Source organism: Fibrella forsythiae (assembly GCF_017353175.1).
Classification (GTDB): Bacteria; Bacteroidota; Bacteroidia; order Cytophagales; family Spirosomataceae; genus Fibrella; species Fibrella forsythiae.
This window is the reverse complement of the sequence record NZ_JAFMYW010000008.1, coordinates 168,074-190,413: the sequence shown is the minus strand read 5'-3', so window position 1 is coordinate 190,413 and position 22,340 is coordinate 168,074. Positions and strand designations below refer to the sequence as shown.

19 protein-coding genes are annotated in these 22,340 nt (G+C 51.2%); 12 read left to right on the top strand and 7 right to left on the bottom strand.

The genetic code is table 11. From position 1 onward, the window contains the following. The first annotated feature begins 144 nt into the window (after positions 1-144). Complete coding sequence (locus J2I46_RS23855; RefSeq protein ID WP_229379917.1) at positions 145-1,449, top strand: DUF2851 family protein; 1,305 nt, start codon at positions 145-147, stop codon at positions 1,447-1,449. Between the two features lie 70 nt (positions 1,450-1,519). On the opposite strand, the gene gldE is transcribed toward J2I46_RS23855, so the two are convergent. The 3 genes from gldE to mutY all read right to left on the bottom strand — a co-directional run bounded on the left by gldE (position 1,520) and on the right by mutY (position 4,709). Further along, positions 1,520-2,857, bottom strand: a complete 1,338-nt coding sequence (gene gldE, locus J2I46_RS23850) for a gliding motility-associated protein GldE (RefSeq protein WP_207331586.1) — start codon at positions 2,855-2,857, stop codon at positions 1,520-1,522. Positions 2,858-2,949: 92 nt separating this feature from the next. Beyond that, on the bottom strand, positions 2,950-3,468 hold the full coding sequence (locus J2I46_RS23845; RefSeq protein WP_207331585.1) for a single-stranded DNA-binding protein: 519 nt from the start codon (positions 3,466-3,468) through the stop codon (positions 2,950-2,952). A 71-nt stretch (positions 3,469-3,539) separates the two neighbouring features. Continuing rightward, positions 3,540-4,709, bottom strand: coding sequence for an A/G-specific adenine glycosylase (gene mutY / locus J2I46_RS23840; RefSeq protein WP_207331584.1), 1,170 nt, complete (start codon positions 4,707-4,709; stop codon positions 3,540-3,542). 85 nt (positions 4,710-4,794) lie between these two features. Here mutY and J2I46_RS23835 point away from each other — a divergent pair, with 85 nt between their 5' ends. From J2I46_RS23835 to malQ, 5 genes are all read left to right on the top strand, one after another. After that, positions 4,795-5,097: an HU family DNA-binding protein gene (locus tag J2I46_RS23835; RefSeq protein ID WP_207331583.1), complete on the top strand. Its 303-nt coding sequence runs from the start codon at positions 4,795-4,797 to the stop codon at positions 5,095-5,097. An 80-nt stretch (positions 5,098-5,177) separates the two neighbouring features. Then, complete coding sequence (locus J2I46_RS23830) at positions 5,178-6,044, top strand: tetratricopeptide repeat protein (protein ID WP_207331582.1); 867 nt, start codon at positions 5,178-5,180, stop codon at positions 6,042-6,044. 459 nt (positions 6,045-6,503) lie between these two features. Then, positions 6,504-8,105, top strand: coding sequence for an Rne/Rng family ribonuclease (locus J2I46_RS23825; RefSeq protein ID WP_207331581.1), 1,602 nt, complete (start codon positions 6,504-6,506; stop codon positions 8,103-8,105). Between the two features lie 291 nt (positions 8,106-8,396). Then, positions 8,397-8,720, top strand: coding sequence for a DUF3467 domain-containing protein (locus J2I46_RS23820; RefSeq protein WP_207331580.1), 324 nt, complete (start codon positions 8,397-8,399; stop codon positions 8,718-8,720). 99 nt (positions 8,721-8,819) lie between these two features. Continuing rightward, positions 8,820-10,328 carry a 4-alpha-glucanotransferase gene (malQ, locus tag J2I46_RS23815; protein WP_207331579.1) on the top strand — a complete coding sequence of 503 codons (1,509 nt, stop codon included), beginning with the start codon at positions 8,820-8,822 and terminating at the stop codon, positions 10,326-10,328. A gap of 118 nt (positions 10,329-10,446) precedes the next feature. Here the strand turns inward: malQ and J2I46_RS23810 are convergent, their stop codons facing one another. Then, positions 10,447-11,262: an alpha/beta hydrolase gene (locus J2I46_RS23810; RefSeq protein ID WP_207331578.1), complete on the bottom strand. Its 816-nt coding sequence runs from the start codon at positions 11,260-11,262 to the stop codon at positions 10,447-10,449. Further along, positions 11,262-12,365, bottom strand: coding sequence for an alcohol dehydrogenase catalytic domain-containing protein (locus J2I46_RS23805; RefSeq protein ID WP_207331577.1), 1,104 nt, complete (start codon positions 12,363-12,365; stop codon positions 11,262-11,264). The genes J2I46_RS23810 and J2I46_RS23805 overlap by 1 nt, the downstream gene beginning before the upstream one ends. A 601-nt stretch (positions 12,366-12,966) precedes the next feature. On the opposite strand from J2I46_RS23805, the gene J2I46_RS23800 reads away from it, so the two are divergent. Further along, positions 12,967-14,094 (top strand): Gfo/Idh/MocA family protein, encoded by a 1,128-nt coding sequence (locus J2I46_RS23800; protein ID WP_207331727.1) that lies wholly within the window; start codon positions 12,967-12,969, stop codon positions 14,092-14,094. Positions 14,095-14,144: 50 nt separating this feature from the next. Here J2I46_RS23800 and J2I46_RS23795 read toward each other — a convergent pair whose 3' ends face one another. Together J2I46_RS23795 and J2I46_RS23790 are read right to left on the bottom strand one after the other, a co-directional pair. Next, on the bottom strand, positions 14,145-14,585 hold the full coding sequence (locus J2I46_RS23795) for a DUF1569 domain-containing protein (RefSeq protein ID WP_207331576.1): 441 nt from the start codon (positions 14,583-14,585) through the stop codon (positions 14,145-14,147). 116 nt (positions 14,586-14,701) lie between these two features. Continuing rightward, positions 14,702-15,661, bottom strand: coding sequence for a fasciclin domain-containing protein (locus J2I46_RS23790; protein WP_207331575.1), 960 nt, complete (start codon positions 15,659-15,661; stop codon positions 14,702-14,704). Between the two features lie 271 nt (positions 15,662-15,932). Between J2I46_RS23790 and uppS the strand changes: the two genes are divergently transcribed. From uppS to J2I46_RS23765, 5 genes are all read left to right on the top strand, one after another. Continuing rightward, the gene (uppS, locus tag J2I46_RS23785) at positions 15,933-16,670 is read left to right on the top strand and encodes an undecaprenyl pyrophosphate synthase (RefSeq protein WP_207331574.1); all 738 of its coding nucleotides are present in this window, start codon (positions 15,933-15,935) and stop codon (positions 16,668-16,670) included. Positions 16,671-16,794: 124 nt separating this feature from the next. Beyond that, a complete protein-coding gene (bamA, locus tag J2I46_RS23780) occupies positions 16,795-19,371 on the top strand; it encodes an outer membrane protein assembly factor BamA (protein WP_207331573.1) in 2,577 nt (858 codons plus the stop codon). Between the two features lie 158 nt (positions 19,372-19,529). Beyond that, a complete protein-coding gene (locus J2I46_RS23775; RefSeq protein ID WP_207331572.1) occupies positions 19,530-20,111 on the top strand; it encodes an OmpH/Skp family outer membrane protein in 582 nt (193 codons plus the stop codon). Positions 20,112-20,130: 19 nt separating this feature from the next. Continuing rightward, the gene (locus J2I46_RS23770; RefSeq protein ID WP_207331571.1) at positions 20,131-20,781 is read left to right on the top strand and encodes an OmpH/Skp family outer membrane protein; all 651 of its coding nucleotides are present in this window, start codon (positions 20,131-20,133) and stop codon (positions 20,779-20,781) included. Positions 20,782-20,921: 140 nt separating this feature from the next. Continuing rightward, the gene (locus J2I46_RS23765; RefSeq protein WP_207331570.1) at positions 20,922-22,295 is read left to right on the top strand and encodes an NAD(P)/FAD-dependent oxidoreductase; all 1,374 of its coding nucleotides are present in this window, start codon (positions 20,922-20,924) and stop codon (positions 22,293-22,295) included. Positions 22,296-22,340: the final 45 nt, after the last annotated feature.

Genomic DNA, 22,340 nt, shown 5'->3' with positions numbered 1-22,340 from the left:
CGGGAAATTGGTTGATTGCTCTGCTCTTGCAGGCAATTTGCTCCTATCAAAGCAATTCCCCGATCAACTACTCAACCAATCACCCAGTATTTCCTCAACGTTCTTTCTGGTAATTGACTACTTGCTGCCAGCTTACGTTGATCTATGCCCGTTGTAACTCCCACCATTGACGAAGAATTCTTATACTTTATCTGGCAGTTTCAGTACGTAACTACCGGAACGCTGACGACCACAGACGGTGAAGCCGTAGAAGTGCTTCACCCCGGTTTTCGAAACCATAATGCCGGTCCCGACTTCCTGAATGCCCGCCTTCGTATCGCCGGTGTAGAATGGGTTGGTACGGTTGAAGCCCACGTAAAAACGTCTGATTGGCTGATCCATCGCCATCAGGGCGATCACGCTTATGACAACGTCATTCTGCACATTGTCTGGCAACATGATCGGCCTGTACCTCGGCCCGACGGTACGAACTTGCCCACCCTTGAATTAGCCCCGCTTACATCAGGTACGTTGCTCACAAAGTACCAGGCATTGACAGCAGGTACGGATGCGATCCCATGCGCTGGACAGTTCCGCATGGTGAAGCCGTTAAGACAGACTGCTATGCTCGATACAGCTCTGATGCAGCGACTTGAACGTAAAGCAGACGTTGTTATGGCGATCTATGAAGCCAGCGGGCAGGATTGGGAAGAAACCGCGTATCGGTTAATGGCCACGTACCTGGGGTCGAAAGTCAATGCGCAGCTGATGGAGCAGTTGGCCCGAACGGTTCCGCTAAAAACGTTACAAAAACACCGGAATAGTCTGCTACAACTCGAAGCGTTGCTGCTCGGTACGGCCGGTCTCATTCCAGATGAGGCCGATCATAACGATGACTATACGGTTGTTCTCCGGCGCGAATCTCATTTTCTAGCTACAAAATACGGTCTTGCCGATAAGCAGTTGTCTGCCCATCTCTGGAAGTGGGGAAAGCTCAGGCCAGCCGGTTTTCCAACCATGCGTTTAGCTCAACTGGCCCGACTTATTCAGGAGCATGGTAGCTTGTTTTCGATGTTCATCGGTACCAATGAAGCGGCTGCCCTGCTGAATGCGTTGCAACTGATGCCATCTGCCTACTGGCAAACCCACTATCGGTTTGATAAAGCGGCCAGCAAGGTATCAGCGTCATTGGGGGGCACTACCGCCGAAGGGTTGGTAGTCAATACGGCTGCCCCGTTGCTGGCTGCTTACGCCAGGCATAAAGACGTACCTGACCTGCTCGACCGGGCTGTATCGCTTCTGGAACAGCTTCCTGCTGAAGACAACCGAATTACGCGTATTTGGGACGACCTTGGACTTAATGTGCGTAACGCCTTCGATTCGCAGGCGTCAATTGAGTTGTACAATGAGTTTTGTACGCCCAAGCGCTGCCTGAATTGCCAGATTGGTATTGCGTTGGTGAAACAGTGAATGGGTATTATTGCGCTGCAAAAGCGATTCCCCCACAGCGTTTCCGGAACTGTTCGCTGCTAACTATCAATTATTTCTCAGTCAGATCCTGCTGGGTCACACGCACTTCGCTGATGCGCTTATCATCGGCAGCAAGAACGTGGAAGGTGAAATCGTCGAAGGTAATTTCATCGCCGGTTTTAGGAAGCCTACTGAATAGTTCGAGCAGCAGGCCGCCTAGTGATTCACTGTCGCCTCGAACGTCGTCGAAAGCAGTTGGATCAACATCCAGCACACGACAAACATCGGGAAGCGGGGTACGTCCTTCAAAAATGACGGTATTCTCGTCTATCCGGCGGTAGCCCGTGGGAATTTCTTCGTCGAACTCGTCATTGATATCGCCGAAGATTTCTTCAATAATATCTTCCAGCGTAACCAGGCCACGCGTTCCGCCATATTCGTCTACAACTATGGCCATGTGTACGCGCTTACGCTGAAAATCCTGGAGGAGGTCATCCACTTTCTTTGTCTCAGGAATAAAGAAAACGGGGCGAATCAGGGAAGCCCAGGAAAAAGAATCGTCATTGGCAAGGTGTGGAAGCAGGTCTTTGAGATACAGCACACCCTCAATCTGATCGATGGTTTCTTTGTAAATCGGCACCCGCGAATAACCTGCTTCGTTAAGTTGCTCCAGTAAAGCGGGGAAAGGTAAATCGTCGGGAAAAGCCGTTATGTCCATTCGGGCCCGCATTACCTGCCGGGCGGTGAGGTTGCCGAAGTTGACAATACCCTTCAGCAGTTCCTTTTCTTCGTCGCTCGACGACGTACCTGTAAGTTCAACAGCCTCGCTCAGTTCTTCGGCCGACAGCTTATAGCCCCGCCGGTGGATTCGCTTGTCGATCTGGTTGCTCATCGAGACCAGCAGGCTTGAGATAGGGGTAAAGATGAGCATAGCCGACCGGGCCACCCATAGGGTACTATTCGCTACGGTCAGTGCATATTGCGCTGCGTATATTTTTGGCACCATTTCGCCAAAAACAACAATGATCAACGTAGTGACCAGCGTAATGGCAGCCAATAGCCAGCCAGACCCATGCGAAACGCCCGTAACGATCCAAGTCACATAGGTGACGATGAGCACAATGGCAATATTCAGCAGGTTGTTCAGAATAACCAATGAAGCCAACAGGCGTCGTGGACGTTCCAAGATGGCGGCAATACGCTGATAAGCCGGAGCGTCGCTGTCACGACATTGAGCCCGGTCTTGTGGAGTAAGCGTAAAGAAAGCGGCTTCGGCTGCAGAGGCTAGCGCGGCCAGAAACAGCAGCAGAAATACTACGGCAACGTAGGGGCCGTAAAAACTAAGATAGGTGCTCCAGTCGTTGCCAACCGGAAGCACCTGTGTGGAAGACGGGTCGCCTGGATCCATAATGAAGAAGTTTACTACGTTCAGTCTTCTGCGGTGCTACGCAAATTAGCACCGTAACAGAAGAGTGAAAGTAGTAAACAAAAAACTAATTTTTAGAAAGGCAGATCGTCGTCGCCGCCACTATTATCAAATGCGGCTGGGGCTGCCTTAGGCGCGGCCTGACGAGCTGGCGCTGCCTGTGGAGCAGGTTGAGCCTGAGCTTGTGGGCGGGGAGCCGGAGCAGGTGCCGCCTGCTGCTGCTGACGCGGGGCCGACTCAAACTGGCCACCATCTTCTGGCCGGTTACTGCCGATAAACTGGAACGTTTGGGCACGAACGCCCAGCGAGAACCGCTCTTTACCTTCTTTATCGGTGTATGTTTCGGTACGCAGACGACCCTCTACGTACAATTGATTGCCTTTTTTGAGGTACTTTTCAATTGTCTTGGCTTGTTCATTCCAGAACTCGACCCGAAACCACTCGGTTTGTTCAACGCGCTCGTTATTCCGGTTGGTATAGGTCTCGTTGGTAGCCAGACTCACGCGGGCCACTACACTGCCGCCGTCGAAATATTTCACTTCGGGGTCGTTGCCGACATTACCAATCAGAATGACTTTGTTCAAACTTGCCATGCTATGCTATGCGTTAAAACTGGTTATAAAAAGGGGTGTTAGACCTATTAAAGATACTGAACCTTACGGACTTATCCAAACTGTTTTTCAACGAATGTGGCTATTAAAACAGGCTTTGGTAACCGCCTGACCTGATCCATAAAGTACCAGTTCAAGTCTTTAGGTAGCACTACGTTACTTGTTTCCGGTATACTGATTTCGTAAAAAACGGCCCTTATCCGCTGGTGCGACAATAATTGCTGTTCAGCAATAGCCGGGCCAACCAAAACGCCCTGCATAACCAATTCGTTCACCTCATCAGGTACGTCTACCGACCGCCAATCGGAGGCTGGCTCATCGGTTTCGGTGCCGTAAAACTCATACAGATTCTGCCATACATCCCGCCCCGTACGCTCACGAAGGGCTAGTTGCATGGCCTCTCCAGCGCCCTTTCGGAAGACGAAATAGGTCAGGTAGCGGTCCCGTACAGGCGCTTTTTTCTTTTTCACCGGTAAAAGTTGTTGCCTCCCGGTCAGGTAAGCACGGCATTGTTGCTGCAACGGACAGAACAGACAGTTGGGCGCAACCGGTGTACATTGGATAGCGCCAAACTCCATAATCGACTGGTTGTAGGTTGCCGGATCGATCGCGTGCGCCATAAGCCGGATGGCCAGTGCGGCGAACGTCTTTTTTGCCTGGCTTGTGGTAATATCTTCCTCAATACCGAACACCCTTGCCAGCACCCGGTACACGTTGCCATCGACAACCGGAACCCGTTCACCAAACGCAAAAGAAGCTACTGCCGCCGCTGTGTACGTACCTATCCCTTTTAGGTCAAGCAGATCGTGATAAGTAGTCGGAAAGTGCCCATTCAGCGTATTAGCAATGAATTTGGCTGTTTGGTGCAGGTTGCGGGCACGTGAGTAATAGCCCAGCCCCTGCCATAGCCGAAGCAGTTCGCGCTCGTCGGCACGGGCTAGATCGGGTAAGGTTGGGTACGTCTCGGTAAAGCGTAAATAATAGGGGAGACCCTGGGCTACGCGGGTCTGCTGTAAAATCACTTCAGAAAGCCAGATTCGGTACGGATCGGTCGTGTTACGCCAGGGTAAATCGCGCCGATGCTGCTCATACCAGGTTTCTAGAGTGGGGGCAAAAACGATGAGCTCGGGGCTATCGGTTTTCACGTTGTAGTCTGATTGCCAGTTCAAAATAAAGAAGAAGATTTCACCGTTGAAAGGGAATAAAGAAGCAAGGGGTTTCATTATCAAGCGAAAAGCCTTACCTTTGTACTCCTTTTTCAGTGCCAGAAAATCAACATACAAGTAATCGCTAAAGTTTAGTAAAGTCGTGACGAAAGCAGACGTAATCGCTGAGATTTCCGATAAAACCGGAATCGAAAAAGCAGATGTAACCTCAACCCTGGAGACATTCTTCTCGGTGATCAAGAATTCACTGGCCGAAGGTGAGAATATTTATGTTCGCGGGTTTGGGAGCTTCATCAATAAGAAGCGAGCGAAGAAAGTGGCGCGTAACATTTCTAAGAATACGGCCATGGTAATTGACGAACATTTTATCCCAAGCTTCAAGCCGGCTAAAATCTTCGTTGAGCAAGTAAAAACAAGCGACAAAGCCAAAGTATCGGCTGAGTAGGCACATCGATTCAGCCCTGCGCTTTGCCATCAGGCCAACCGCAGGGCTGTTTCTAAACATGGCTCGACCCGCCTCTGGGCATGAAAGCATCAACCGTACTTGTCATTGCATCAACCGTTGTACTCAGCGCAGGCCTTTATAGCTTGCCCAGGGTGGTGGTTCAAAATGCGTCGAAGCAATTGGGCAACGCGCCTGGTGGGCGGTCTACCAACACGCCTGTTGCTGATTCGCTGAACGTAGCAGCCAATACGGGAGAAAAAACGGAGGCTGACGTTCAGCACAACGAACCGCTCACACCCGATCAGCAAAAAAAAGCCGAAGGGTTGCAGAAACGTTTTGCCAGCGCTCAGTCAGCTGATCGCAAATCCGTGGCCGAGCAATTGATCACGTTTTTTCGTTCTGTAAACCGGTTTGACAGTGCTGCTTACTATGCTGGTGAGATCGCCAAGATTGACCCAACAGAAGAGGCAAATCTCCGGGCTGGTAACCAGTATTTTGAAGCATATGGCTTTGCCATTGCCGAGCAGAAAGCAGCCTATCTGGGCGAACAAACCCGTGCTTTTTACCAAAAAGCGCTGGCTCAGAACCCGAACCTGCTGGCTGCCAAAGCAAACATGGCAATGACCTATGTGAACACCCAGACTCCCATGAGCGGTATCATGCTGTTGCGTGAAGTGCTGCAGCAGGACCCGACCAATGAACTGGCTTTGTTCAATCTGGGAATGCTGTCGATGCGGTCGGGGCAATACAGTAAGGCCATCGACCGGTTTCGGCAAATTTTAGTGAATGACCCTGCCAACCGAAAGGCGCAGTTCTATTTGGGCGTTAGCCTGGTAGAAGCAAACCAAAAAGCGGAGGCTAAGAAAGTGCTGGCCGACGTGAAAGCCAACGAAAAAGACCCGCAGATTTTAGCGGCGATCAAGGAATTGGAAGAACGAATGCAATAGGGTTTACTGTCTTCTGCTTACAGCCTTCTGTTGCGCTGCTCATCGATACCACGTTAGTGAGGAGCCCAATTGGAAACAGCAAGTAGAGAACTTTAAACTCAAAATAATAGGGTCTGCCGGGTGGCAGGTCGTCAGTAAGTGTAACACATCAAAACCTTTAAATTATGCCTTGCGGTAAAAAACGGAAGCGGCACAAGATTGCCACCCACAAGCGGAAAAAACGGCTAAGAAAGAATCGGCACAAGAAGAAATAGTTTACAGTTTTCTGTTTACTGTCTTCAGCGGTCCGCCGCCGCGGTGCTTCGCTAATGAAGCGCATCGCAACCTGGCAAAGCACCGCGGCGGTGGACCGCTGAAGACAGTAAACAGAAAACTGACAACTCCTTTAAGAAGCCCCGCCGTTTTCGCGTGCGTGGCTTCTTTGTTTTATATATGCCATTCTAACCGTGCCATCAGCTTGTGAGCAACGAAATTGTAATCAGCTCCACTCAAAAAGGGGATCGGATTGCTCTACTGCAGGATAAACGCCTGCTGGAGTACCACCTTGATGAGTCGGAAAGCAGCTTTACGGTTGGCGATCTCTATTTAGGTACTGTTAAGAAGTTGTCATCGGGCCTCAACGCGGCGTTTGTCGACGTGGGCCACGAGAAGGACGGATTCCTGCATTATCAGGATCTCGGTCAACACATCAACTCCCTAAACAAGTTAACTAAAGATGTAATTGCCAAGCGTGTCACCACTGGTCGGTTGTCGGGTTTCGACCTGGAACCGGATATTGATAAGATCGGAAAGATCGATAAGGTGCTGACTAAAGGGCAGTCTATTTTGGTACAGGTGGTGAAAGAACCCATCTCGACCAAAGGGCCGCGCCTCTCTTGTGATATTTCTATTGCGGGCCGTTATCTGGTGCTCGTACCCTTTTCGAACGGGGTTAATCTGTCGAAGAAAATTACGGATCGTGGCGAACGCAACCGCCTGATTCGCCTGATGTCGTCGATCAAGCCACAGAATTTTGGGGTGATCGTTAGAACAGTTGCTCAGGGAAAAGAAGTCGAAGAACTCGACCGCGACCTGCAGGATTCGATCGATAAGTGGGACCGCGCCATGCAAACCCTGCGTGACGCCAAACCACGCGATCGGGTGCTGAGCGAAATGAACCGGGCCTCATCGATTCTGCGCGATATGCTCAACGAATCGTTTGATAGCATCACGGTTGACACCCAGGAAAGCTACGACGAAACGCGCCGCTTCATTCACACGATTGCTCCCGAAAAAGAGAAAATCGTGAAGCTGCATACCGGCAAAACGAAGATGTTTGAGGCCCTTGGGCTTGAAAAACAGATCAAGTCGTTGTTTGGCCGGTCGGTGAGCTTACCCGGTGGCGGTTACCTGATTATCGAACACACGGAAGCCCTGCACGTAATTGACGTGAACAGTGGTAATAAGTCGAATTCGGAAGAAGATCAGGAAGCAACGGCTATCAGCGTCAACCGCGAGGCAGCCCGCGAAATTGCCCGCCAGCTTCGCCTGCGCGATATGGGCGGCATTATTGTTATCGACTTCATCGATATGAAGAAGGCCGATAATAAGAAGCTTATCTTCGATATCATGCGTGAGGAGATGAAGAATGAGCGCTCGAAGTACACCATTCTTCCCCTTACCAAATTTGGGTTGATGCAAATCACTCGGCAGCGAGTTCGGCCCGAAATGAACATTGTAACGCGTGAAGTGTGCCCAACCTGTAACGGAACGGGCAGCATTCAGGCGAGTGTACTGATTACCGACGTCATAGAGGGCAATCTGGAATATATTCTGAATAAGCAAAACGAACGCGGTATCCAGATCGTATTACACCCATTCCTGCACGCTTATTTCACAAAAGGCCTTATTTCGAAGCAGCGTCAGTGGTTCTTTACGTACAAAACCTGGGTGAATCTGGTGAAAGACAGTTCGCTGGGTATTACCGAATTCAGGTTCCTGAACAAACAGGGTGAAGAAATTGAACTCACGTCTGCTACTTTACCATCGTCGGCCGTAACCGCTACGCCTGTTGAGGCCTGAGAGGTTCAGCAATACTACTGAGTTGGTCAAGTGGCCCGGAACAGCTGTTCCGGGCCACTTGCCTTTGACGTATAGCCTTGAGGGCACTTGGAGTCATTCCTTGGCAGTCTCTTAACTATTTTTTACTTTTGTAAACAAGCTCCTAAAAACGGCTTGTTTAGCTTGACTTACATAACGCACCTTCGCGTGTGTTTGTAAATAGCTTCAACTTTCCCCACTTGTAAAGGTAGACCCTGATGCCTCTGGTATCAGGGTTATTTTTTTGTCGCACATATAGGCTACTTTTGACTCATGGAACAGCAGAATTTCAACAACGACGGCTCCATCGACGTCGAACTGAGTGAGGATATTGCCGAGGGAATCTACGCTAACCTGGCGATGATTGCCCATTCGAACAGCGAATTCATCGTGGATTTTATCCGGTTGATGCCCGGCGTGCCTAAAGCCAAGGTAAAATCGCGCATTATACTGACTCCTGAACACGCCAAGCGGCTGTTGCAGGCCCTGAAAGAGAACATTCGCAAATACGAAGAAAATTTTGGCTCAATCAATCAGCCTGATGATACCTTCCGGTTTCCGAGTGGAGGTTTTGGCGGACCAGTAGGGGAGGCCTGATAAAACATTACGGAAGCGGTAAAGTTGAAGAGACGTACGTAGTGATGGCAGACTGGCCTAACAGCAACTGCCATCGCTTGCTAACTCAACGTCTCTTTTATGTTGCAACTTCGTTCGAGCGGCTTACTGCTCCATATCACGTCGCTCCCATCGGCACACGGTGTGGGCGACCTGGGACCAGCCGCCTATCAGTTCGCTGATTTTCTGGCCCGCTCTGGTCAAACATACTGGCAAATTCTGCCACTTACTCCCCTCGACCCCGGTGCGGGTTTTTCGCCCTACAGCAGCCCATCAGCTTTTGCTGGTAATACACTCATGATTAGTTTCGATCGGCTGGTGGAACAGGGATTACTGCCTGCCAGTGATGTGGCCGTGCTAGCCGCAGAATGGCAGGCAACGGAAGCGTCGATGGCCACGGCCTGGTCGAAGAAACAGCCACTGCTTCGTAAGGCAGCCGAAACCTTTATTGACCAGGGGCTTGCCGTTGAAGGACTGGGTTTCGATACGTTCTGCTACCGGCAGGAGGAATGGCTTGATGATTACGCGCTGTTTGTAGCCCTTCAGCAGGATCTGAACATTCCGACCTGGACTAACTGGCCCGATGCGCTGGTTCGCCGTGAGGCTGATGAACTGGCCCGACAAACCGAACGACTGACCCACGAGATTCTGGTGGTGAAAGTGCAGCAATACCTGTTCTATCAGCAGTGGAACGACCTGATCACCTACTGCTATGCCCGCAAAATTCACCTGATTGGCGATATTCCAATCTACGTTCAGCAGAATAGTGCCGATGTTTGGGCAAATAAGGAGTTATTTAAACTCGATGAAAGCGGGATGCCCAGGTATGTTGCCGGGTCTCCGCCCGATTACTTCTCGGCCGATGGACAGCGTTGGGGGAACCCCATTTATGATTGGGCTGAACATGAACGAACTGATTTTACCTGGTGGATTCACCGCATGCGACATCAGATGTCGCTCTATAGCCTGACACGCCTCGATCACTTCCTGGGGTTCGATATGTACTGGGAGATTCCAGCTACTGAGCCGACAGCCAAAGTAGGGCAGTGGGTACAGGCACCAACAGAAGCGTTCATTCATGCCATGTATCGGCAGTTTGTACAGTTGCCGTTGATCGCCGAGGACCTGGGGGCGCGTTCGGCCGAGATTCAGCCGTTTCTGCGTCACTACGCCATTCCGGGGATGCGCGTTGTACAGTTTGGCTTTGGCGATGACCTGCCCACCTCATCGCACATCCCGCATAATCATACGCTGAACAACGTGGTTTATACGGGCACACACGATAACAACACATCACTCGGTTGGTACCGGCAGGGCGAGGAGGCAATTCATACCCGCCTGAGTGAGTATACGGGCGTGACGGTTACCGAAGACAATGTGGTGGCGCTGATGACCCGAATGGCGATGCAGTCTGTGGCAAGACTGGCTATTCTACCCGTTCAGGATATCCTGTCGCTGAATGAAGAACACCGCATGAACACGCCCGGCCTTGGTGGCTACAGCTGGCAATGGCGTTTGCAGCCCGGTCAATTGACGGATGAGGTTAGCGATCAGCTACTGGCGCTCACGAAGATGACGGGACGGGTGTAGGGTTTCGTGCCTGTTCGGGCACGATCTTTTGGATAACGTTGCTTCAGCTTTTGCTCCAGGCCCCACAACAGCCAACCATTTCGACCATGTTGCGGAACCTGGAGCAAAAGCCGAAAAATTACATCATCTGATTAAAGAAAAGCAGCGCATCGGCGAGGTGTTCCTGCCAGTAGGACCAGGAATGCCCGCCCGGGTGCTCGCTGTAGGCGTGGGCAATGCCGTGTTCTGTCAGCTCCCGGTGCAAGCTTCGATTATATTCGATCAGCAGATCGTCGGTGCCGCAATTGAATTGAATGGCTGGCAGGCGCGCTTTATTGCGGACCATCATCGCCAGTACGGATTCAGTGGCCGGGTCGTTTTGTCTGTAATTGTCCGGAGATTCCTCCACGAAAAGCGATAACTGATCGGTATGGGTAATTGACGAGAAACCGTGAGCGGCTTTAAACCGATCTGGGTACGTTGCCGCGAGTCGTAGGGCGCCAAATCCCCCCATTGAAAGCCCCGCAATGAATGAGCTTGAGGGAAAACCAGCTACTGCGTAGGCGGGTAAGGCTGCGGCTACGGCGCTGGGTACGTCTTCTACGATCCAGCGGTCGAAATAGCGATCATTGTGGGGTAGATAGCCACTGCCATCGCCCCACAGACCATCAGATGGCATAGCCAGAACCATCGGGCAAATGTTGCCCTCACGAATTAATCGATTAGCGGTTTGGTGTGCTCCGGCTTTTAGCGTCCAGGCCCAGTGGCTACCGTACACGCCGTGGAGCAGAATAACGAGCGGCAGAGGTTGCTGCCCGATCAGTTCAGCATCTGGTATCCAGACGGTAATGTCGCCTCGTCCGGCAAGGTTCGGTGTTTTAACGGTAATCTGTCGGAGCCCATCCCGTTCGTAGGCCGGGTCGGAAAGCTCAATTGTACGAAATGGTTCGGTCATCAGAAAACAAGTACGCCTTTGGCATTACGGCCATTCAACATGTCATCGAACGCCTCGCCCAGTTGATGCAACGAATAGGTCCGGGTAATCAACTCGTCGAGAATCAAATCGCCTTTCTGATATAAATTTAACAGAATGGGAAAGTCGATCTCTGGCCGGCATTGGCCGTATAGGGGGTTGATATACAGTTTGTCCCACTCGAACAGATTCATATCAAAGCTGATTGTCTGTTCAATACCGCTTACCTGGCAGGCTACACCCGCGTTCCGAACCATAGCCAGCGGTACGGCCCCAAGCTCGGGAATGGCCGTACACTCAAATGCATAATCGGCACCACGCCCACCGGTTAATTGTTTTACCTGTGCTACGGCCTGCAGAAGTCCCGTATCGGCCCGGTTGGCCAGTACGGTGTGGGTGGCCCCGTATCGAATGGCCATGTCGAGTCGGTTTGGATTTACGTCAACAGCAATGATCATAGCGGCTCCCGAAATGCGGGCACCCTGAATCACGTTCAGTCCAACACCGCCTGTGCCGATGACCACGACAGATCGACCCGGCTTCACTTTGGCTGCATTCATTACCGACCCAACGCCCGTCATAACGCCACAGCCAACAATAGCTGCCGAGGTGAATGGAATAGGTACGTTGGTTTTCACGACGGCCGCTTCGCGTACGACAGTATAGCCCGACATGGTACCCAAACTGAACGACCGCTCGATGGGTTGCCCTTTGTAGGTAGTGCGTTCCAGCGCAGCATGACCGCCACTGGCTTTATTTCCTGATGTTACCGGCGAATTGACCTCGCAAATGTGCTGGTTCCCTTCCAGACACTGAAAGCAATGGCCGCAGGGAATAGCCCAGTTCAGAATAACCTGATCGCCCGGCTGCACTTTACGCACAGACGTGCCTACCTGACGCACAATACCGGCGCCTTCATGGCCCATCACGATGGCCTTACCCCACGAGAGTGAGTCGTAGTCGGTGTGGCAAATGCCGGCGGCTTTCAGTTCGACCAGTACCTCGTCGCCCTGTGGTACGCCAACGTCAATCAGATCAATCTCAAAACGTCCGGTACCGGTAGCAATAGCGGCTTCAACTTGCATTGTAACTAATTATAAAAGGGTTTTTAACGCACGTAAGGTAATCTGTTCTGTCTGGTTTTGCAGTAGCTTGCTAAGCTAATACACCAGCTTAAATGTCTACACTGCCTGGCCGCCTACTACTAGAATAGGGCAGGCTCTTAGGGGTTTACATTCTCTCGAACAGAATACGCCTGGCAGCGTAAAACTTTGCTCAAGATAAAGCAATATGCCTTCAACGTGTTGCCACACCTTTGATAGCGTATCAGCATTGGTAAACACCAGTGTGTGAGCAACGTAGTAGGTCATCAAGTGGTAAACCTGCTTAGTGAATGCTTCCTCATCTACGACTGCCATTGACTCTACGTTACCCTTTCCTATTTCGCCCTGTAAAGTAGATGAACAGGTCATTGCCGATTACCAAACGAACGATCATGTCCTGATTCCACAGCCCGACAACCCGAATCGATTGGCCGACCTGGCCCGCTGGATGCCCGGCGTAAAACCAGGTCAGCCTGCAGCTGGCGACCTGAATCCAGTGGTTAAGTGGCAGCTATTGGCAATAGAACGGGTAAAGGCATGGTTATGGGGGCTTTTCGGGATAAACCTTTCGCGTTGCTATACGATGACCAACCTGACTACCCAATCTCGCCGCCGCTTTCTGATGAACGCCGGTGCTTCGGCGCTTGCCATCCCGACACTGACCGATGCGTTGGGCAGGCCTATCCAGTCTGATTCTGCGCAACCGGGCCGGAAACTAGGGATCGCGCTTGTTGGGCTGGGGTACTACAGCAAAAACCTGTTGGCTCCGGCGCTTCAGCAAACGACCAATTGCCGGTTGGCGGGTATTGTAACAGGCACACCCGCCAAAGCCGAGGAATGGATGAAGAAGTATGATATTCCTAAAGGCAATGTCTACGACTACAAGAATTTCGATCGAATCATTGATAATAAAGACATCGACGTGGTCTACGTTGTGCTTCCCAACTCAATGCACCGCGAGTTTGTGGTGCGGGCGGCGCAGGCTGGCAAACACGTGATCTGTGAAAAGCCAATGGCTATTACCCCGGCCGATTGCCAGGCAATGATCGATGCTTGTAAAAAAGCGGACCGTCAGCTGGCTATTGGGTATCGGCTTCACTACGAGCCATTTACGCAGGAAGTAATGCGGCTTGGCCAGCAGAAAGTATTTGGTCCGGTCCGGTTTGTGGAAGCGAGTGATGCCTTTAAAATTGGGGATCCAACCCAGTGGCGGTTGAAAAAATCGATGGCTGGTGGCGGCGCTCTGATGGATGTGGGTATCTACGCGATTCAGGGGGCCAGGTACGTTACCGGAGAAGAGCCTATTTCGGTTACCGCCCAGTTCTCGCCCAAAACCGACCCGCAAAAATTCAAGGATGTGGAGGAGACGCTGTTCTGGCAATTTCAGTTTCCGAGCGGGGCCGTATCCAATTCCACAACGAGTTATACGGCGGGCGTTGAGCGGCTGTACGCCTCCTGTCAGGATGGGTGGTTTGAGCTATCGCCTGCTTTCGGATATGGGCCATTGAAAGGCCGTACCAGCAAAGGGCCGATTGAGATGCCAGTGGTGAACCATCAGGCTGCTCACATGGATGGCGTTTGTAAAGACCTGCTTGCCGGCAACAAACTGCCAAATCACGTTACCGGCGAAGAAGGTCTGCGCGATGTAAAACTGCTGCAGGCTATTTACCGCGCCGCCGAAACGGGCCGTAAGATTGATCTGAAAGGGTAAAAACAGGCAAGCGGGAAACTAGTTCATCAGTTTACCGCTTGCCTGGATAATTAAACGCTAAACTGCCGCAGGTGGTGATCCAGGTGGATCTGGGTGAGTTTGATGGCTTCCGATTTAGACATCGTACCAAAAATAGGGTGGGATGTTTGATGATCGTCCGGAGCCTTGCTTAATCGGGAGAGGGCTGCCAGCAGGTTGTCGCGATCAGTGACAAAATCGCCGGGTTTAGTCATGAGCGATAGAGCGGGGTCGAGTTCAGGAAAGGTTTTAATGTTTCTGGGCAGCGGTAGGGGTACAAGCAGAACAAACCACTTCGTAAGCCAGCGAGTGACTGCCGTACCGGTGTTTTTTGCCGTTTTTTCGTTTAAAACGATACGTACCTGATCGGTACAGTGGGCGAGCATCTGGCCCACGTTCATGGTTCCCCACATCCGTTTACTGTTGGGAGTGAGCGCGTTGATGCGTGGCTGAAGTGATGAGAATGACATCATGAAGCAGTGAATGAATACGTAGGTACAACCATAAGGAGGGGCTTGCCGATTGACTAGTTTGTCGATCAGCAAGCCCCTCCTTATGGTGAGTATTACCCGTCGGTACGGGAGTATAATTAAGGCTGCAGCACCTGATCGATCATGTGAATAACTGCATTCTTACTCAAAATATCTGCTTCTTTAATTGTTGCCGCCGTTGTATTGCTGTTTCCTTTCACCGTTGGCCCCGACGCCGGCACCGCAATGGTCACCTTGTTGTTGGTCGAACTGTTAAAGGTAGAAAGCTGACTTGTCTGGAATTGATTGGAGAAGATAAGTCCCGATACAACGTGGTAACTAAGTAGGTTGGCAAGCGTAGCAGGCGCTGCCGCATTGATATCGGTTGCCGTACGGTAACCTGCCGCTGAGAACGCGGCGTCGGTAGGAGCAAATAGCGTTAGAGTCTTGTAGGTAGCGTTGGTTGTGCTTCCATTCAGAATAGCGAGCAGATCTGGGCGTGCAACAGCTGCACGGGTAATTGCCGCAACCAGCAAACCTGCATCGGCGCGAGTCTTCAGGGTAGTTAGTGCGTCGCCGGAGGGTGCCGATAACAAGGTGCCAATGGTATGAATGACACCGTTGGCCGCCACCTGATCAGCTTTGGTAACTCTGCTGCCATTGACGAATAAACCAGTAGCCGTGTTGGTTAGAAAAAGAGCCGACGTAGTCGACGTTTCAACCGGTAAATTGCTGGCTGAGGCCAGCTCGGGGGTTTTTGTCGTGATAATTCCCGACACCAGGTGATAGCGCAGCAGATTCCGTAACGCGTCGGGCGTCAGGGTTTTGAACGACTCCGGCGTAGAAAAACCTTTGGCTTTAAAGGCGTCGTCGGTGGGAGCAAAAACGGTCAGGTTTGCCGCTTTCAACGCATCGTTCAGGCCGGCCTGCTGAATTGCCGCTTTCAGTAGCGAGAACGAGGCTGTTTCGGTTAAAACGTCACTAACCGTTTTAGGCTGAGCGTCAACGGGGTCGTTGGTTTTCGTGCAGCCAACAGCCATGATAATCAGAACGAGCAGGGGGAGTAGGAAACGTTTCATTGGATGTGTGCGGGGCTGAAGGTTGCTTATCGAACGGCAGTTCTGGTTGACCAGTGTAACCCACTTCTGTCTTAACGCTAAGTAGCACGGCAAATGATATGCCACCTTATTGATGCACGCAAAGATAGGCTTTCGTAGCTTTCAGGTGGTCTTTCTACTGATTAAGTAGATTTTGAAACGGGTTACGGGTTGCGTACCTTCGTAGTCCGGTAAACGGGCTTATTCACTAGCCCGGTTTATCCTTAAAAGTTGTTAAAAACCAATTGGTTGAATGAAAGACCACATTGACCCTGGCAATCTCCCCCAGCACATCGCCGTTATCATGGACGGGAACGGACGATGGGCTAAGCAACAGGGAGCCGCCCGGGTATTCGGGCATCGAAGCGCGATAAAAGCCGTTCGGGAAGTAACGGAAGGCTGTGCAGAGTTAGGCGTTAAATACCTGACCCTCTACGCATTCTCGACCGAGAACTGGAACCGCCCTAAATTTGAAGTCGACGCGCTGATGACGCTTCTCGTGCATACTATTCGAGGGGAAATTAAAACCCTGATGAATAACAATGTACGCTTATCTACCATTGGTCATACGGAAAGTCTGCCTCAGGATTGCCAGCGCGAACTGCAGGAAGCCATGCGTGCCACGGAAGGTAATACCGGTCTGACGCTCATTCTGGCGTTGAGCTATAGCGGGCGCTGGGAAATTCTGGAAGCGGTTCGAAATTTAACGGCTGACATTCAGAAAGGGCGTTTCCAACCAAGTGACATCGACGAGGGTCTATTCAACAGCTACCTGAATACAGGCGGGATTCCTGATCCAGAACTGATGATCCGCACGAGCGGTGAAATGCGGATCAGTAATTTCATGCTGTGGCAGTTGGCTTATTCAGAGTTCTATATGCCCGATGTGCTCTGGCCTGATTTCCGTAAACCGCACCTCTGGGAGGCTATTCTAACCTACCAAAAACGCGAACGGCGCTTCGGTAAAACGTCGGAACAAGTAGTAAAATAAGCGGTTCGCCGCCCGGTTTTCAGTGCACTGTCTTCAGCCTTCGGTTGCTTCCTGATTGGAAACCGGATGTTGACAGAGCAGCGTAACTGAAGACAGTAAACCGAAAACAGCAAACGTCTTTTTTGTGAAACAATTTCTCTTTGCCAGTCTGCTGATAACAGTCCTGACGGCCACTACCGAAGGCTGGGCACAGGTACGTGTTGGCTACGGAGCTCCACAGGCTGCCGCACCTGCGCCTACCACCAACGCGCTTACCGATTATGCAAACCCAAAAGAATACACGATTGGTGGGCTGACCCTCTCAGGTACGCGTTTCCTGGATCCTAATTCACTGCTGTCGCTGACGGGCCTGAAAAAAGGAGACAAAATTCGGCTTCCGGGCGAAGCGCAGGGAGGCGCTATCCGCAAACTGATGGATTCTGGCCTGCTCTTCGACGTGGTAATGAGCGCGACTAAAGTGGAAGGATCGAGCATCTGGCTGCAATTCAAAGTAATTGAACGCCCCCGGTTGTTCCAGATCACCTACACGGGCATTCGTAAAGGAGAATCGGAATCGCTGAAAGAGAAAGTGAAACTGTCGCGGGGTAAGATCATCACCAACACCGATATCAAGAATGCCCAGCTGGCAGTTCGCAAGTACTACATCGAGAAAGGCTACCTGAACACGAAAGTGAAGGTGACAACCATCCCCGACAGTACGCGTAACAACGCCACTATGCGTATCCAGATCGCTAAAGGCGAAAAGGTGAAAATTGATAACATCGAGTTTGCCGGTCGTGAAGAGGTATCGGAAAGTGCCTTGCGGAGTAAAATGAAAAGCACCAAGCAGATGCGTTTTGGCCGCGTGTTCTCTCCATCGAAATTCATTCCGAAGAAGTTTGAAGAAGATAAAGGCAAGCTTGTTGAGTACTATAACAAACTGGGTTACCGCGATGCCGTTATCGAAAAAGATAGCGTAATCAACAGTGGTGGCGCCACGGTTGGCCTGAAACTGAACCTGGCAGAAGGTAAGAAATATTACTACCGGAATGTGAATTTCGAAGGTAACTACCTGCACACGAGCGATCAACTGCGTGAAGTACTGGGTATTCGTAAAGGTGACGTGTATAACCCCGAGGAACTGGAGAAGAAAATGGCTGGAAATCCCGGCCAGGATCTGAGCTCTATTTACATGGACGATGGCTACCTGTACTACCGTGCCGATCCGGTTGAACGGGCCGTTGTGGGTGACAGTATTGACCTTGATATTCGGATTTACGAAGGAAAGCAGGCAACCATCAACCGGATCATTCTGAACGGAAACACCAAGACGTCAGACCATGTAGTCATGCGGCAGATCCGTACGTTGCCGGGGCAGAAGTTCTCGAAAACAGCTATTGTACGTACCCAGCGCGAATTATCAACACTCGGTTATTTCGATCCCGAGAAAATCGGCATCAACCCGATTCCGCAGCCAGATGGTACGGTTGATATCGAATACACAGTTGAAGAAAAACCAAATGACCAGATCGAATTATCGGGCGGTTGGGGTGGCTTTATCGGTTTCGTAGGTACGTTGGGTCTTACGTTCAACAACTTCTCGGCCCGCAACATTACTAATTTGAGTGCCTGGCGTCCGCTACCTGCCGGCGACGGTCAGCGTCTGTCGCTTCGTTTTCAGGCAAACGGACGTCAATACCAAACGTATTCGGCTACGTTTACCGAGCCCTGGTTGGGTGGTCGTAAGCCCAATGCGTTGTCGGTTAGCTTGAGCCACACGGTGTATCGTCAGTTTGGCCTTGATTTCTACTCGTCGGCCGGCAGCAGTGCTGTGCCGATTGGAGCCTATACCAACACGGCCATTACCCTAGGCTTGGGTCGGCAGTTGAAAGTGCCCGATGACTTCTTCTCGCTGAGCAACTCGATCACGTATCAGCGGTATGATCTGAACAACATTGCCATCTTCGGCAACGGGTATAACAACGGGATCTCGAACAACTTCACGTTCAATACTACGCTGTCGCGGAATAGCATTGATAATCCGCAGTTCCCACGATTGGGTTCATCCTTCACGCTGAGTGGATCGTTCACGCCACCTTATTCGGTATTCCGGTCGAAAGATTACCAGGTCGATCAGTCGAACCCCTACAAATGGGTGGAATACCACAAGTGGATGTTCGACGCCAGCTGGTTCCAGACGGCGGTGGGTAAATTCGTACTGAACGCTCGGGCACATATGGGTTTCCTGGGTAGCTATAACGCCCGCACCGCCATTGGTCCATTCGAACGGTTCGTACTGGGTGGTTCAGGTCTGGCTGGTCAGGGGCAGTTTGCACTAGCGCAGGATATCATCGGTCTGCGCGGTTATCCGGATCGCCGGGTTATTACCCTCGATAACAACCGGGTTCCTGTTGGTAACGAGACAAGCCAGGGCGGGGTCGTGTACAGCAAGTACGTGGCTGAGCTTCGTTACCCGGTGTCGCTGAATCCGTCGGCTACGATCTTCGTACTCGGTTTCGTTGAGGCTGGTAATAACTGGGCTAGTTACAAGCAGTATAACCCATTTGATCTTCGCCGGTCGGCTGGTGCCGGTGCCCGTATCTTCATGCCCGCCTTTGGCCTGATCGGTATCGACTACGGCTGGGGCTTCGACACAGTGCCTGGTGTTCAACAGGCTGGTACAGGTCAGTTCCACTTTACGATCGGTCAGCAGTTCAGATAGAGAGTTTACCGTTTGCTGTTTACTGTTTTCGGTTTCGCTGCCAAGTAGCGAAGTGGCAGAAAACAGTAAACAGCAAACGGTAAACTTAAAATTGTTTGCTCAATTAAACGTTCTCTTCGTAAATACATCTAACCACCAGACAACCACCGAAGAGCAGTATGAAAAGGGGTTTGTTCTTAGTAACTTTGTGGCTTCTGGCAGGGAGCATTCCAGGCTGGGCGCAGAAATTCGGGTACGTTGATACTGAATTCATATTCAGCAAGTTACCCGAATACAAGAAGGCTCAGGATGGAATTGATCAGTTTGCCGATCGGTGGTCGAAAGACATACTGGACAAGCAACTGGAGATTGAAAAAATGCAGCGTGCGTACCAGGCCGAAGAGATTCTGCTAACCGACGACATGAAGCGGGAACGGCAACGAGTTATTGGTGACAAGGAACGCGAAGCCAGAGAATACAACAATAAAGTGTTTGGCTATGAGGGCCTGCTTTTCCAGAAAAAGAAGGAACTCATGAAAGTACCGATGGAGTTACTGAACCGCGCCCTTGATAAGGTAGCGTCGCAACGAAAACTCGATTTTATTTTCGATAAGGCCAGTGAAGGAATGTTGATGTTATACACCAACCCCCGGCACGATTACACCGATTATGTGATGGAGGAAATGGGGCTTGACCCTGACAGTCAGAAAGCCAAACAGACCCCTATCGCTCAACCAGCAAACAGTGCAAAACCTAAATAACAATCCAATAAACAGTCGAATGAAAAAGAATCTGGTCATGGCGCTTAGCGCAGCCCTATTGATGGGGGGCCTGAGCGCACGGGCGCAAGCCCAGGCGTCAACGCCGGTAACTACGCCAGCTACCTCTACGGCAGCAGCACCAGCCCCCCGGGCAACGGCCGCTACGCCGATTAAGATTGGCTATACAAGCATGGACTACCTGCTGGGTCAGGTGCCTCAGGCAAAGGATATTCAGAACCAATTGACCATTCAGCGGACGCAGCTCGAAAACGAATCGACGCGGATGCAGAAAGAATTTCAGGAGAAATTGCAAGCCTACGAAAAAGGCGGTGCGCAGATGTCTGAAGTGATCCGGGCCGATCGGGAAAAAGAACTTCAGGGGTTGCAGAGCCGTTTCCAGGAATTCCAGAAGAACGCTGAAGCCACACTGCAACAGAAATATCAGCAATTGGTAAGCCCGGTATTGCAAAACATCCAGAAGAATATTGACGCTGTAGCTAAAGAAAACGGCTATTCGCACGTGTTCAACCTGGATGCCGGTGCCGGCACAGCGGTGATCTTGCTGTATGCTCCTGAAGATGGTAACATCTCGGACATCGTATTGAAGAAAATGGGCGTAACGCCAAAGCCAGCAACCCCTGCTGCCCCGGCCGCAACGCCCAAGAAATAAACGTACCCAAATACGTTAAGGTAAACGCCCGGTCTGTTAGGCCGGGCGTTTTGTTTTCTGCCTCATGAACTCGAGCCCTCGCAAACAAAACCCGCTCTAAACCAGTAGATAGTGCAGTAGATACTCAATAGACGGATACGATGGTAAACTTCGATAAACTATCCCTGAACATTCCCGACACCAATAAGCCACGCGTAGTGGTAATTGGTGGGGGATTCGGTGGAATCAATGTAGTAAAGGGCTTAAAAAACAAGGGCTTTCAGATTGTGATGTTCGACAAACAGAACTATCACGGATTCTGGCCCCTGCTGTATCAGGTGGCTACGGCTGGCCTTGAACCTGATGCCATTGCTGAACCCTTACGGAAACTCTTCGACGAGAAATACGACGACTTCCACTTTCGGCTGGTACGGGTCACGGGCGTAAACCCGGCCACCAAGACTGTTTCCACACTAATTGGCGATATACACTTCGATCACCTTATCATCGCGTCGGGATCAAAGTCAAACTACTTCGGCAATGATCAGATAAAGAACAATTCGTTTCCGCTCAAGACGATCCCTGATGCCCTGAACCTGCGGAGCCAGCTGCTCCAGTCGTTCGAGCAGGCCAGTATTATTAAGGACCCCGAAACGCGGCAAAGCCTACTGAATTTTGTAATCGTAGGCGGTGGCCCAACAGGCGTAGAGCTGGCTGGTTCGCTGGCTGAAATGCGAAAGCACGTGTTGCCCAACGATTATCCGGGCCTGGATTTTAGCAAGATGAACATCTACCTGGTTGAAGGGGTAGACCGGGTATTACCACCCATGTCGCCCGAATCAGCGGCCAAAACGCAGACGTACCTGGATGAACTGGGCGTAATAACGAAGGTTAAAACACTGGTTGATAGTTACGATGGAAACGTGGTGACGTTTAAAACCGGCGAAAAAATATCGACACAAACGCTGGTGTGGGCGGCTGGTGTAGCCGGTGCAACCATTGATGGTATGCCCGCCGAATCGGTTGAGAAAGGGCGTTACCTTGTCGATGAATACAGCCGGGTAAAAGGCGTTGACGGTATTTATGCCATCGGCGATATTGCCAGTATGAAGTCGGAGAAATGGCCGAACGGGCATCCGGGGGTCGCTCAACCGGCTATTCAGCAGGGGCAACACCTGGCTATGAACCTGACGTTGATGTTGAGAAATGGCGAGATGCGCCCGTTCGAGTATTTCGACAAGGGATCACTCGCTATTATTGGCCGGAATAGGGCTGTGGCTGACCTGTCGAAAAACCTACATCTGGGCGGTTTCATTGCCTGGATGGCCTGGTTGTTTGTCCATATCTGGTACCTGGTAGGTTTTCGCAGCAAGCTGGTTGTGTTGAGCAACTGGATCTACCGACTGTTTACGTATGAGCGCGGTACCCGCCTTATCATTCGACCCTTTGTGCGTAAAGACGATAAAGCCGGACAGGATTACGCCATGCGAAATGATGGCCAACTGGTTACTGACCGCACACCGGCAGCGAGCTGACAGAAACGTCATTGAGCTTTGCCGTTATTAATAGCAAAGCTCAAT

What these genes read in the sequence shown, in the direction of transcription:
- malQ (WP_207331579.1), top strand. Translation starts at nt 8,820, where the DNA reads ATGTTGCAACTTCGTTCGAGCGGCTTACTGCTCCATATCACGTCGCTC.
- mutY (WP_207331584.1), bottom strand. Translation starts at nt 4,709, where the DNA reads ATGAAACCCCTTGCTTCTTTATTCCCTTTCAACGGTGAAATCTTCTTC.
- J2I46_RS23770 (WP_207331571.1), top strand. Translation starts at nt 20,131, where the DNA reads ATGAAAAAGAATCTGGTCATGGCGCTTAGCGCAGCCCTATTGATGGGG.
- J2I46_RS23845 (WP_207331585.1), bottom strand. Translation starts at nt 3,468, where the DNA reads ATGGCAAGTTTGAACAAAGTCATTCTGATTGGTAATGTCGGCAACGAC.
- J2I46_RS23810 (WP_207331578.1), bottom strand. Translation starts at nt 11,262, where the DNA reads ATGACCGAACCATTTCGTACAATTGAGCTTTCCGACCCGGCCTACGAA.
- J2I46_RS23805 (WP_207331577.1), bottom strand. Translation starts at nt 12,365, where the DNA reads ATGCAAGTTGAAGCCGCTATTGCTACCGGTACCGGACGTTTTGAGATT.
- gldE (WP_207331586.1), bottom strand. Translation starts at nt 2,857, where the DNA reads ATGGATCCAGGCGACCCGTCTTCCACACAGGTGCTTCCGGTTGGCAAC.
- J2I46_RS23820 (WP_207331580.1), top strand. Translation starts at nt 8,397, where the DNA reads ATGGAACAGCAGAATTTCAACAACGACGGCTCCATCGACGTCGAACTG.
- J2I46_RS23855 (WP_229379917.1), top strand. Translation starts at nt 145, where the DNA reads ATGCCCGTTGTAACTCCCACCATTGACGAAGAATTCTTATACTTTATC.
- J2I46_RS23765 (WP_207331570.1), top strand. Translation starts at nt 20,922, where the DNA reads ATGGTAAACTTCGATAAACTATCCCTGAACATTCCCGACACCAATAAG.
- J2I46_RS23775 (WP_207331572.1), top strand. Translation starts at nt 19,530, where the DNA reads ATGAAAAGGGGTTTGTTCTTAGTAACTTTGTGGCTTCTGGCAGGGAGC.
- uppS (WP_207331574.1), top strand. Translation starts at nt 15,933, where the DNA reads ATGAAAGACCACATTGACCCTGGCAATCTCCCCCAGCACATCGCCGTT.
- J2I46_RS23830 (WP_207331582.1), top strand. Translation starts at nt 5,178, where the DNA reads ATGAAAGCATCAACCGTACTTGTCATTGCATCAACCGTTGTACTCAGC.
- J2I46_RS23790 (WP_207331575.1), bottom strand. Translation starts at nt 15,661, where the DNA reads ATGAAACGTTTCCTACTCCCCCTGCTCGTTCTGATTATCATGGCTGTT.
- J2I46_RS23800 (WP_207331727.1), top strand. Translation starts at nt 12,967, where the DNA reads ATGACCAACCTGACTACCCAATCTCGCCGCCGCTTTCTGATGAACGCC.
- J2I46_RS23795 (WP_207331576.1), bottom strand. Translation starts at nt 14,585, where the DNA reads ATGATGTCATTCTCATCACTTCAGCCACGCATCAACGCGCTCACTCCC.